Genomic DNA, 12,398 nt, shown 5'->3' on the forward strand with positions numbered 1-12,398 from the left:
TGGCTGTGTTCTCGTCCCGTGGTCCGCGAGGTCAGGATGAGCTAGGGATAGATAACTGTCAATAAAATGGGTAGCGTCTGATGTTCCGTCAGGTTGACGGTGGCCATGCCCGACTCTTTCGCTGCGGCGCCGCTGCCGGTCGAGCGGCGGGCCTGGCAATCGCCTCAGGTCGAGGATTGCGGACCCGCATCCAAACATCTATCTTCATACGTGTGATGTTTCATCGATGTCAAGGGAATGTTCGTAACGCGAGAACGTAAGCCGCCGCGCTAGCGGCGAAAGTTTGGTGTCCAGCGCCTCGAAGCCACCGGGGACCGGTGTACGGATCTTGCCAATGACTACTATCTGTGAGGGCTCTCGGGATGTCAGACCCACCGCCGGCGCCGCTGCTCACCCTCCGGGGCATCGGCAAGTCGTTCCTCGGCGTACGCGTTCTCGATGGTGTCGACCTCGATGTCGCGCCGGGCGAGGTCCACGCCGTCGTCGGTGAGAACGGCGCCGGGAAGTCCACCCTCATGAAGATCGTCTCGGGCGGGTACGTCCCGGACGAGGGCACCGTCGAGTTCGCCGGTGAACCGCGCACGTTCCGTGGTCCGCGCGACGCCCAGCGGGCCGGCGTCGGCATCATCCACCAGGAGTTCAACCTGCTCCCGGAGCGCACCGTCGCGGAGAACGTCTACCTGGGACACGAGCCGGTCCGCCGCGGGTTGGTCGACCGTCGCGGGATGCTCGACCGCACCCGGCGACTGCTCGCCTCGATCGGCGAGACCACGTTGCCGGCCGACGCCCGGGTGGGGCGGCTCGGCGTCGCGCAGCAGCAGGTCGTCGAGATCGCCAAGGCGCTCGCCCTGGACGCGCGGCTGCTCATCATGGACGAGCCGACCGCCGCGCTGGCGGACCACGAGGTCGAGCTGCTCTACGGGCTGGTGCGCCGCCTCCAGGAGCGGGGCATCGGGCTGCTGTACGTCTCGCACCGGCTCGCCGAGGTCTTCGACCTGTCCGGTCGGATCACCGTTCTCAAGGACGGCCGTCGGGTCACCACAGTGGACACCGCGGACACCACCGCCGACCAGTTGGTGCGGCACATGGTCGGCCGGGAACTGTCCAGCTACTACCCGGACCGGGCCGCCCCGGAGGACCGGGGTCCGGTGCGGCTCAACCTTCGCGACGCGGGAAACCGGAAGCTGCGGGACGTCAACCTCCAGTTGCGCGCCGGCGAGGTGCTCGGCATCGGCGGCCTACAGGGCTCCGGGCGGTCCGCGCTGGCCCGTGCGATTTTCGGGGTGTCGCCGTTCACGACCGGCGACGTCACGCTCGACGACCGGCCGGTCCGACTGCGCTCACCCCGCACCGCGATGCGGGCCGGCATCGCCTACGTCACCGAGGACCGCAAGGGCGAGGGGATCGTCCCCCGGCAGTCGGTGCTCGACAACGCGCTGCTCGCCAGCCGGGCCGTCTTCGCCGCTCGGTCCGGCCGGGCGGCGAGGACGGCCCGGGTGCGCGAGTTGCTGGCCGCCGTGGAGATCCGCGGCGCCGGCGACGACCAGGAGATCCGCTTCCTGTCCGGCGGCAACCAGCAGAAGGTCGTGCTGGCCCGATGGCTCGCGCTCAACCCACGGATCCTGCTCTTCGACGAGCCGACCCGGGGCATCGACGTGGGCGCGAAGTCAGCCATTCACGACCTCGTCCGCCGCCTCGCCCGGGATGGCGCGGCCGTGCTGATGATCTCGTCCGATCTACCGGAGTTGCTGGGGATGAGTGACCGGATCGTCGTCATGCGGGACGGCCACGTCGCGGGCGAGTTGCCCGCCGGCGCGACCGAGGAGGACGTCGTCGCCCTGGCGGTCGGCACCACCACACGGGAGACGGTCCAGTGAGCGCTTTGTCGCTGCTGCCGGCCCGGCGTCCGGTACCGGGCGTCTTCGTGGCCCTGACCCTCACGCTCGCGATCGGCTGGCTGGTTGTCCTGCTCGACGGCGGTCAGCTCTTCAACCAGTCCACGACTGTGAGTCTGCTGCACGTCGCAGCCGGCCTCGGGCTCGTCGCCGTCGGCCAGACCCTGGTCATCCTCGGTGGCTCACTCGACCTCTCCGTGGCGTACGTGATCAGCCTCAGCACACTCGTCGCGGCCGAGACGATGAACGGCAGCGACGGTGCGGTGCTGCCGGCGATCGGTCTGGTGCTCGTCGTCAGCGCCGGCGTCGGGCTGCTCAACGGGCTCCTCGTCACCAGGTTCCGGGTCAACGCGTTCATCGCGACCCTCGGCGTCGGGCTGCTGCTCAAGGGTTACCTCGACAACGGCTACGACGGCCCGGCCGGCGCCACCGCACCCTCGCTGGTGCAGGCGCTCGGCTACCAGCGCGTCGGGCCGGTGCCGGTGTCGTTCCTGCTGCTGATCGCCGTGACCGCGGCGGCCTGGTTCGCGCTCTCGCGGACCCGCTTCGGCCACCATCTGGTCGCCGTCGGCGGGGATCCGGAGGTGGCCCGGCTCTCCGGTGTCCGCAACGACCGGGTCCTCGTCACCGCCCACGTCCTGTGTTCGATGTGTGCAGGGCTCGCCGGCATCTATCTCGCCAGTCGGCTCGGCTCGGGCGCCCCGCGCGTCGGCACCGAGGGCCTCTACGACCTGGAGTCGATCGCCGCGGTGGTGATCGGCGGGACCGCCCTCGCCGGTGGGCGCGGCGGCGTCGTCGGCACGGTCGGCGGGGTGCTGCTGCTCGCCAGCATCGACGCCATCTTCAACCAGCTCGAGGTCGACGCCTTCTTCAAGCAGGTGATCCGGGGCGTCATCATCATCGCCGCGGTCGCCGTCTACGCCCGCCGGGCCATGCGAAAGGCGGCCTAGCCATGCAGACCGTCCAGCCCCGTTCCCTGTCGCTGCGTCTGCCGCGGGTGCGTCCCGGTGGTGTCCTGCCGATCCTCGCGATTCTCGCGGTGCTGTTGGTCCTCGTCGGCATTCGGCAGCCCGACTTCCTGGCCCCGCCGTCGCTGATGTCCTTCCTCGGTCGTTCGGCACCGATCATCCTGCTCGCCGCCGGCCAGTACTTCGTGATCGTCGCCGGTGAGTTCGATCTCTCGGTCGGCTCCCTGGTCACCGCTCAGGTGGTGGTCGCCGCCCGGCTGATCGACAGCGACCCGGCGCGTACCTGGCCGGTGGTGCTGCTCCTGCTCGCCTTCGGAGCACTGGTCGGGCTGGTCAACGGCCTGATCACGACGCGGCTGCGGGTGCCGTCGTTCATCACCACCCTCGGCATGTTCCTGATCCTCGTGGGCGCGGTCTACCTGTGGTCCGACGGCGCCCCGAAGGGTGGGCTCTCCGAGGAGTTCCGGCGGTTCGGCCGGCGGGCCTTCGAGGACGTGCCGGTGCTGGGCCGCGTGCCGTACGCGCTGATGGTCCTGGTGGTCGTCGCGGTGGCGGCGGTGCTGCTGATGCGGTCCGACTTCGGTCGGACGCTGGTCGCCGTCGGCGACAACCCGCGCACCGCAGAGCTGAGCGGCGTACGCGTGTGGCGTACCCGGACCTTCGCCTTCATCCTCAGCGGGCTCGCGGCGGCGGTGGCGGCGATCCTGTTGGGCGGCTACAGCGGCGTGTCGTTCCAGGCCGGCGCGGGCCTGGAGTTCGGTGCGATCACCGCGGTCGTCCTCGGTGGCGTCGCGCTGGGTGGGGGTCGCGGGTCGGTCGTCGGCGCGATGCTCGGTGCGCTGACCCTCGAACTGCTGTTCGCCCTCATGAATTTCTACGGCGTCTCCGGCGCCCTCAGGTCGACCGTCCAGGGCGGGATCATCCTGCTCGCCGTGGCGGTCTCGGCAACGCGTTCTTCGTCGAGATAAAGGGGAAACCATAGTGCGACGTTCCATGGCGGCGCTTGCCGCTGTCACCCTGCTGTCCCTCGCCGCCTGTTCCACCGACGAACCGGCCGCAGGCCCGTCGGGGAGTGCATCCGCCGCCGCTGGGTCCGGCACCGGGGAACAGTCGAAGTTCTTCGTGCAGGCCGACTACGACGCCGAGCTCGCGCTGCTCGACGCGGCACCGACGGGCCCGGCCGACAAGCCGTGGGAACAGGTGCTCAACCCTACGATGGTCGATACCGCCAAGTTCAAGAAGAACGGCCCACACAAGATCTGCTTCTCGAACGCGGCCCTGAACAACCCGTGGCGGCAGGTCGGGTTCAAGACCATGCAGGCCGAAGTCGAGGCGCAGAAGAGCCGCATCAAGGAGTTCGTGCACGTCGACGCCGAGGGTAAGGACCAGAAGCAGATCGCGGACATCAACGACCTGCTCGGCAAAAGCTGCGACGCGCTCATCGTCTCGCCGAACACCACCGCCACGCTCACCCCGGCCGTCGAGGCGGCCTGCAAGGCGGGGCTGCCGGTCGTCGTCTTCGACCGTGGTGTCAACACGAAGTGCCCGGTGACGTTCATCAACCCCATCGGCGGTTACGGGTTCGGCCACGTCGGGGCCGAGTTCGTCAGCCAGAAGATGAAGCCCGGCGGCAAGGTCCTCGCCCTGCGGATCCTGCCCGGCGTCGACGTCCTGGAGACCCGCTGGTCGGCGGCGAAGGTGGCGTTCGACAAGGCGAAGGTCGACGTCGTCGGTGTCGAGTTCACCGACGGTGATCCGGCCAAGACCAAGAAGATCGTCGACGACTACATCCAGCGGTACGGCACGATCGACGGGGTCTGGATGGACGCCGGCGCGGTGGCCGTCGCGGCGGTCGAGGCGTTCCAGGACGCGGGCAAGCCCGTTCCGCCGATGAACGGTGAGGACCAGCTCGACTTCCTGAAGATCTGGAAGGACAAGAAGCTCACCGCGATCGCGCCGACCTACCCGACCTACCAGTGGCGTACGCCGATCATCGCGGCGCTGCAGATCCTCGACGGCCAGCAGGTGTCCAGCCCGTGGAAGCTGCCGCAGCCGACCGTCACCCAGGACAACCTGGACCGGTACCTCGATCCGAGCATGCCGCCACTGCACTACGCGATGTGCGGCTGCACCGACCTGCCCGGTTATCCGCAGCGCTGGAAGTAGGGCCTGATGTACGCCATCGGCGTCAACCCCTGGGTGTGGACCTCGCCAGTCGACGACGAGGCCCTGGCCGAGCTGATCCCGCGGATCGCCGCGTTCGGCTTCGACGCGGTCGAGTTGCCGATCGAGCAACTCGGCGACTGGGACCCGATCCGTACCCGGGACCTGTTGGCGGCGCACGGCCTGGTCGCCGCCGGTGTCTGCGCGGTCACCCCGCCGGGGCGGGAACTGGTCGACGCCGCACCTGCGGTGGTCGAGTCGACGGTGGCGTACCTCATGGGCTGCGTGGCGAGCGCGGCGGCCGTCGGCGCTGGATGTGTCGGCGGTCCCGCGTACGCCTCGGTCGGCCGCACCTGGCGGATGTCGCCGGCGGCTCGCGCGGCCTGCTACGCGGACTTCCGGCGGGCCCTGGCGCCGGTGGCCGAGCAGGCCGGCGAGTGGGGCGTGAGCATCGGTGTCGAGGCGTTGAACCGCTACGAGACGAGCGTCGTCAACACGATCGAGCAGACCGTCGAGATGATCGACGGTCTCCCGTCGAACGTCGGCATCATGATCGATACCTACCACATGAACATCGAGGAGGCCGACCCGTACGCGGCCCTCGCCGTCGCCGGCCGGCACATCAAGCACGTCCAGGTCAGCGGTACCAACCGGGGCGCTCCCGGTGCCGACCACTTCGACTGGCCCCGCTTCTTCACCGTCCTGCGGGACACCGGCTACCAGGGCGCGATCTGCATCGAGTCGTTCACCGCGGAGAACGAGACCATCGCCACCGCCGCGGCGATCTGGCGTCCGTTGGCCCCCTCGCAGGACCGTCTAGCCACGGACGGCCTGCGCTATCTCCGGGAGATCCTCGGGTGAGCGCCGCCGGGCACCACCACCTCCGCCTCGTCGAGGCGTTCCGCCCACCCCCATCCCCACTCTCCTGTGAGGAGCACCGTCCCGTGTCCGTCTCATCCATCCCGCCGCTGCGCCGAATGCTGGCCGGCGCCGCCGCGACAGCGTTGACCGCTCTCGTCGCGGTGACCGCCTCGGCGTCCCCGGCCCTCGCGGCCACCACCACCCTCTACGCGTCGCCCTCCGGCACCGGCACCAGTTGCTCGGCCAGCCAACCGTGCTCGCTGACCGCGGCACAGGCCGCGGTGCGGACGCAGAACAGCGCGATGTCCGGTGACATCGTCGTGGAACTGGCCGACGGTGCGTACCGGCTCTCGTCGCCGATGCGACTGACCGCTGCCGACTCGGGCAACAACGGCTACCAGGTGATCTGGCGGGCAGCGGCCTCCGCCCGCCCGACGGTCACCGGCGCCCGCGCGGTCACCGGTTGGTCGCTCGCCGACTCCGGGAAGAACATCTGGCGAGCCAACGTCGGAGCCGGGCTCGACAGCCGCCAGCTCTACGTCAACGGGGCCATCGCCACGCGGGCGCGTACCGCCGTGAACCGGGCCGACTTCACCTTCACCACGGCCGGCATGCGGTTCAGCAACAGCGCGCTGAACTACCTCAACAACCTCGGCAACCAGAACCGGGTCGAGGTGGAGAGCGTCGGCTCGTTCACCGACCGGTACTCGCCGGTGCAGAGCATCAGCGGCAACTTCCTCACGATGCAGCAGCCCGCGTGGAACAACAACACCTTCGGGTTCGACACCCTCTCCAGGCCGCACCGCGCGGGTCCCTTCTACCTGGCCAACGCGTACGAGTTCCTGGACTCACCGGGGGAGTGGTATCTCAACCCCGGCAACGGTCAGCTCAACTACATCCCGCTCGCGGGGCAGAACATGAGCACCGTCAGCGTGGAGTTGCCGCAGTTGCAGTCCCTGGTCAACGTCGGCGGCACCTACGACGCGCCCGCACACCACATCTCGTTCAGCGGGATCACCTTCACGGGCACCAGTTGGCTCGGCCCCAGCAGCAGCAACGGCTTCGCCGACCAGCAGACCGGTGCCCACATCACCGGCACGTGGGCCCGTCCGGCCGACGCGCTGACCTCCTGCCAGGAGGGCTGCCCCCTGTTCGAGGCCACCCGGCCGAGCTGGAACCAGATGCCCGCCGCCGTGCAGGTCTCCGCCGCCAACACCATCACCTTCAGTGACTCCCAGTTCGTCAACCTCGGGCAGACGGCCATCGGCATCGGCAACGACGCCAACGCCCACGCCAGCGGCGTCGGCCTGGGTGCCAGCACGATCACCGTCACCCGCTCCGAGATCGCCCGCAACTCCGCCGGGGGCATCGTGGTCGGCGGTGTACGTGCCGACGCCCACCACCCCAGCGATCAGCGGATGGTCAACCGCAACGTCACCATCAGCAACAACAAGGTGCACGATCTCGGTCTGGAGTACCGGGGCGTCGTCTCGATCCTCACTACCTACGTGAACACCTCGCTGGTCTCGCACAACGAGGTCTACAACATGCCGTACACCGGTCTGTCGGTCGGCTACGGCTGGGGCGCCAACGACGCCGGCGGCAGCCAGCACTACGCGAACCGGGGCCTGTACAACTACCAGCCGCGCTACACCACGGCGACCACCGCGGCCAACAACCAGGTCGTCGGCAACTACGTACACGACGTCATGCAGCAGATGACCGACGGCGGGTGCATCTACTCGCTGTCGGCGAACCCGGGCGGGTTGATCGCCGAGAACTACTGCCTGCGCACCAACGGCTGGTTCGGGCTCTACTTCGACGAGGGCTCGCGCTACTACACCGCCCGCAACAACGTGTTCTCCTCCACCGGCACCTGGGCCACCGCCAACTACTACTACGCGGAGAACATGGGCAACTTCACCGTCACCAACAACTGGTCGACCAGCAGCGGCACGAACGTGACCAACGGAGATCGCGGCAACGTCGTCTCCGGCAACGTCACGGTCTCCGGCGGCAGTTGGCCGTCGGGGGCGCAGACGGTGATGACCGCCGCCGGCGTCCAGGGCGGTGGCAGCACCAACCCGCAGAACGTGCAGATCGTGGGCGTCCAGTCGGGTCGCTGTGCCGAGATCGGCGGTTCCAGCACGACCAACGGCACGCAGGCCCAGATCTGGGACTGCATCAGTGGTGCCACCAACCAGCGGTGGACCGCCACCGCCAGCCGACAGCTCATGGTCTACGGCACCAAGTGCCTGGACGCCTCCGGCCAGGGCACCAGCAACGGCACCACGGTGGTGATCTGGGACTGCAACGGTCAGGCCAACCAGCAGTGGAACATCAACGCCAACGGCACGATCACGGGCGCCCAGTCGGGTCTCTGCCTCGACGCGAACGGCGCCGCGACGGCGAACGGTACGAAGCTGATCCTCTGGTCCTGCAACGGCGGCACGAACCAGCAGTGGCAGCTGCGCAGCTGACCTGGGAGCTGGACACCAACGGGTCCGGGCCGGGGCGACACGCCTCAGCCCGGACCTGTGCGGTCACGGCTTTTCGACCGTCCTCGCAGTGTCCACGATCAGCCCGGTCGGGGCCTCGTAGCGGACGGGAATGGGGTCGGTGAGTTCCCCGACGAACGTCTCGTCGACGTGGTCGAGGAAACCGATGAGCGACCAGTCATCAGTGTTCTCCGGGACCAGCCGGGGCGCGTACAGGTGTGGGTGCGTGAACGGCTGGGCGGACGCGATGTCCCACGGGCCGAGGACGGTCTGGCCGGTCGCCACCCAGATCCGGTGGTCGTCGCGCCGAGCGCTGCCGGTGGCATCGGTGGAGAACAGCAGCAGGGGCTGCCCGTCGATGACCGCGACCTGGGGCACCTCGAGGTGGCCGAACCCGGCCGGTGTCGACAGCGGTGGCTGAACGGTCCAGGTGACAAGGTCGGTGGAGGTGGCGTGGCCGACGACACCACGGGTGTTCGCCGGCCCCGTGTTGGCTCGCGCGGTGATGAGCATGTGCCAGCCGTCGCCGTCGGGGTCGGGGAACACCCACGGATCACGCCACGCCTGTTCGTACCACTGGTCCTTGTCGAGCAGTTCGTACCAGGTCGGGTCGGCCTGGACGATCGGCTCGGTGCCGTGCCGTTCCCAGGTGGTCAGGTCGTCGGAGACGGCCAGGCCGATGCGTTGGACGAGCCCGTCCTCGGCGCGACCGACACCGGTGTAGAACAGATACCACCGTCCGTCCGGCCCACGGACCGTGCAGCCCGTCCAGGTCGCCAGGTCGTCCCAGCTCGGAGCGTCGGCGGGAACCACGGCGTCAGCGACCAGGCGCCACGAGTACAGGTCGGCCGAGACGGCGTGGCCGATCGTGGCGCGGCGGTGGCGGCGGTGCGGGTCGTGCAGGGCGCGGGACGCGCGCAGGAAGAACACGTGCCAGAGGCCGTTTTCGTCCCGCGCGTACCAGCTGTCCCACACCCAGTGGTCGGGTAGGCGAAGCATGGCCGGAAACCTAGCACTAAACCGTTTTAGCGGCGGACGAGGCCGGGCTGCGCGCCCCCGTGCTCACCCAGCCGGAGGTGCCAGGGACCTGCGTCGGCGCAGGGGCATCGGGACGAGCGACGGCTCGGTGGCGCCGCCGTCCAGGAGTAGTTCGACCGCACGTCGTCCCATCTGTTCGTGCGGCAGTGCCGTGGTGGCCAGGCTGGGACGCAGCCAGGCGGCGATCGGGTCGTCGTCGAACGAGATCACCGAGATGTCCTCCGGGACGGTCAGCCCCGCCTCGCCGAGCGCCTGGTAGGCGCCGAAGGCCAGCCGGTCGTTCATGCAGATGATCGCGCTGGGTCGCTTCGGCCTGTTCAGGAGACCGCGCATGGCGGCGTAGCCGTGCTCGGGCAACCACTCGGTGCAGAAGCACTCGGCCAGGAGGGTGACGCCCGCGTCGTCCAGCGCCTGCTGGATGCCGTGCAGACGCGCCCGGGCGGCGAGCGAGACCTCGGGGTCGTCTTCCTTGAGCCGGTTGCGGCCGATGAGCGCGATCGCGTCGCGGTGGCCGTGTTCGAGCAAGGCGGTGGCGACCGAGCGGCCGGCCCGGTCGTCGTCGGGAAGGACGCTGGGCAGGCCGTCGGGACTCGTGGCGTTGAGCAGCACCACCGGGCCGCCGAGGATCGCCGGGGGCACCGTCAGCCGTCGGGTGGCCATCGCCGCGTAGATCACCCCGTCGACCTGCCGGTCGAGCACGGCCTCGATGGCGTACTGCTCGAAGGTGGCGTCGCCCTGCGTCTCGGTGATGAGCAGCACGTGGTCCCGTTCCCGGGCCGCGTCGAGGGCGCCGCGGATGAGGCCGCCCGCGAACCGGGTGGTGGCGACGATGTCGGAGACGAACGCGATGGTGGCCGTCTTGCGGGTGCGGAGGCTGCGCGCGGCGAGGTTGGGCCGGTAGCCGAGTTCCTCCGCCGCGGCGAACACGCGTTGGTGCGCCTCGGCCGAGAGTCGGGTGCCCTCCCTGCCGTTGAGCACCATCGACGCGGCGGTCTTCGACAGCCCGGCCTTCCGCGCGACATCGGCCAGGGTTGCTCTGTTGCGGCCCATCAGTCCTCCGAATCAGGCGCGGTACCACAGGCGCCGCTCCTGCCCATCATGATGCGTCGCCGCGCGAGGTCCCCCGCCGGTCATGCCCCGGCGTGGTGTGAAGCCGATGTTTCCGCACCGTTGCCAAGTTGTCCTTGACAGCTTCCCGCGCCACGCGCATGCTCTGCTAAATCAGTTTAGCGACCACTTTTGGCGCCTCGCGGGGCGCCTTCGGTGGCCGTGCCGGGTTCATTTTGATGACGGTACGGGTGCTGTGCTGGGGCGACCGGTCACGACGTACACGTCGTGGCTGTCACCCGGCTGCGGCGGTCCCGGTGGAGCCGTCGCGCGGCCACGGGTCGCGGGACGCGCGGAGATGTCAAGGAGTCATGGAATGGCAGAATTGCTGACAAAGTTCCCGCGACGTAGAGCGATGATCCTCGCGTCGCTGCTGGCGATCGGGATGACCGCGACGGCCTGCAGTGCGCCGGGGGAGGACCGGTCGTCGACCGCCGAGCCCGACGCCGCCGTCAAGACGGAACTCGGGACCGCCCCGATCACCCTGGAGATGTACGCGGAGACCGGCTTCCCCCTGGCCAAGGCGCTGGCCGACGAGTTCTCCAAGCAGCACTCGAACGTCACGTTCAACATCCGCGAGGACCAGTTCACGGTGATCGTGGAGAACGCGCCCCGCGTGATGGCCTCGGACAACTCGCCCGACATCATCCGGCTTCCCACCATGGTCGACCTGGTCAAGGACGACCTGCTCAAGAACCTGGACCCGTACTTCACCGCGTACGGCTGGGACAAGTTCCCGGCCTCGCAGCTGATGCAGTTGCGCGTTGGGGACAACACCCGGGGCACCGGATCGCTGTACGGGATGGGGCTCGGTTACAGCGTCACCGGCGTCTTCTACAACAAGAAGCTCGCCCAGCAGGTCGGCATGACCCAGCCGCCGGCCACCGTCGCCGAGTTCGAGCAGCTGCTGGCGAAGGCGAAGACCGGCGGAGTCCAGCCGATCATGCAGTTCAACAAGAACACCGCGGGCATCAACTTCCCGCATCAGGCGCTGCAGAACCAGTTCGGTGACCCGGCCCAGGTCGCCGACTGGATCTTCCAGAAGCCGGGGGCCACGTTCGACACTCCGGCCGCGCTCAAGGCCACCCAGTCCATCCAGAAGTGGGCACAGGCCGGCTACTTCCCGAAGGACGCCAACGCCCTGGACTACGCGGGCATGGTGGGGGAGTTCCAGAAGGGCAACGGCCTGTTCATGTTCAACGGCGACTGGGAGTCGGCCAACCTCGACAAGACGATGCCCGGCAACGTGGGCTTCTTCCTGTTCCCGACCGAGTCCTCCGGCGGCAAGCACGTGGCGATGTCCGCCCCCAATACCTTCGGTGTCTCCGCCAAGGCCAAGAACCCGGACGCCGCCGCCTTCTTCCTGAACTGGGTCCACACCAACGCCAAGGCGCGCGAGATCGCGGTCACGGTCGGCGGGTCCAGCCCCGGCGGCCCGAGTGACCTGCCGGTGCCGGCCGCCGCTCCGAACACCGTTCTGGCCGAGACCCTCAAGGCGTCACAGCAGCTCGGGGCCGAGAACGGCGCGGTGGACTTCACCGCGAACGCGACCGGTGGCATCTTCGCCGCCGCGATCACGCCGGAGATGCAGAAGCTGGTCGCCGGCCAGCAGACGCCCGAGGGGTACGTGAAGGCGGTCCAGGCCGAGTACGCGAAGGAACTGTCCCGATGACGTCTGCCCTCGGCAGCGCACCAACCGGGCGGGACGACGCGGTGTCGTCGCCGGATCGTCCCGCCCACCCCACGTCCGCGCGGGGCCCCCCCCCGGGGGGGGGCCCCGCCCCCCCCCCCCCGCGGGGTGTATGACCGGCCCGCCGGGGGGAGTTAGAGGGGGTATTGGAAACCCCCCCCCCGCGGGACCGAAAGAA

8 protein-coding genes and 1 pseudogene are annotated in these 12,398 nt (G+C 69.1%); 7 read left to right on the forward strand and 2 right to left on the reverse strand.

All coding sequences use genetic code 11. The features are described from left to right. Positions 1 to 362: 362 nt before the first annotated feature. The 6 genes from ABZS37_RS31110 to ABZS37_RS31135 all read left to right on the forward strand — a co-directional run bounded on the left by ABZS37_RS31110 (position 363) and on the right by ABZS37_RS31135 (position 8,367). The gene (locus tag ABZS37_RS31110; RefSeq protein WP_355174895.1) at positions 363 to 1,877 is read left to right on the forward strand and encodes a sugar ABC transporter ATP-binding protein; all 1,515 of its coding nucleotides are present in this window, start codon (positions 363 to 365) and stop codon (positions 1,875 to 1,877) included. Then, positions 1,874 to 2,845 carry an ABC transporter permease gene (locus ABZS37_RS31115; protein WP_355174897.1) on the forward strand — a complete coding sequence of 324 codons (972 nt, stop codon included), beginning with the start codon at positions 1,874 to 1,876 and terminating at the stop codon, positions 2,843 to 2,845. Before ABZS37_RS31110 ends, ABZS37_RS31115 begins: the two co-directional genes overlap by 4 nt. Before the next feature lie 2 nt (positions 2,846 to 2,847). Continuing rightward, positions 2,848 to 3,831, forward strand: a complete 984-nt coding sequence (locus ABZS37_RS31120; protein WP_355174899.1) for an ABC transporter permease — start codon at positions 2,848 to 2,850, stop codon at positions 3,829 to 3,831. A gap of 13 nt (positions 3,832 to 3,844) precedes the next feature. Further along, positions 3,845 to 5,029, forward strand: coding sequence for a substrate-binding domain-containing protein (locus tag ABZS37_RS31125; RefSeq protein WP_355174901.1), 1,185 nt, complete (start codon positions 3,845 to 3,847; stop codon positions 5,027 to 5,029). A gap of 6 nt (positions 5,030 to 5,035) precedes the next feature. Further along, positions 5,036 to 5,887 carry a sugar phosphate isomerase/epimerase family protein gene (locus tag ABZS37_RS31130; protein ID WP_355174903.1) on the forward strand — a complete coding sequence of 284 codons (852 nt, stop codon included), beginning with the start codon at positions 5,036 to 5,038 and terminating at the stop codon, positions 5,885 to 5,887. Positions 5,888 to 5,970: 83 nt separating this feature from the next. Next, positions 5,971 to 8,367 carry an RICIN domain-containing protein gene (locus ABZS37_RS31135; RefSeq protein WP_355174905.1) on the forward strand — a complete coding sequence of 799 codons (2,397 nt, stop codon included), beginning with the start codon at positions 5,971 to 5,973 and terminating at the stop codon, positions 8,365 to 8,367. A gap of 63 nt (positions 8,368 to 8,430) precedes the next feature. Here the strand turns inward: ABZS37_RS31135 and ABZS37_RS31140 are convergent. Continuing rightward, positions 8,431 to 9,399 (reverse strand): annotated as a pseudogene (locus tag ABZS37_RS31140) (family 43 glycosylhydrolase); the annotation flags it as partial. A 48-nt stretch (positions 9,400 to 9,447) separates the two neighbouring features. Then, positions 9,448 to 10,473 carry a LacI family DNA-binding transcriptional regulator gene (locus ABZS37_RS31145; RefSeq protein WP_355174907.1) on the reverse strand — a complete coding sequence of 342 codons (1,026 nt, stop codon included), beginning with the start codon at positions 10,471 to 10,473 and terminating at the stop codon, positions 9,448 to 9,450. Between the two features lie 373 nt (positions 10,474 to 10,846). Between ABZS37_RS31145 and ABZS37_RS31150 the strand changes: the two genes are divergently transcribed. Beyond that, positions 10,847 to 12,202, forward strand: coding sequence for an extracellular solute-binding protein (locus tag ABZS37_RS31150; protein WP_355174909.1), 1,356 nt, complete (start codon positions 10,847 to 10,849; stop codon positions 12,200 to 12,202). Positions 12,203 to 12,398: the final 196 nt, after the last annotated feature.

Source organism: Micromonospora sp. NPDC005413 (genome assembly GCF_040606435.1).
In the GTDB taxonomy this organism is placed as follows: Bacteria; Actinomycetota; Actinomycetes; order Mycobacteriales; family Micromonosporaceae; genus Micromonospora.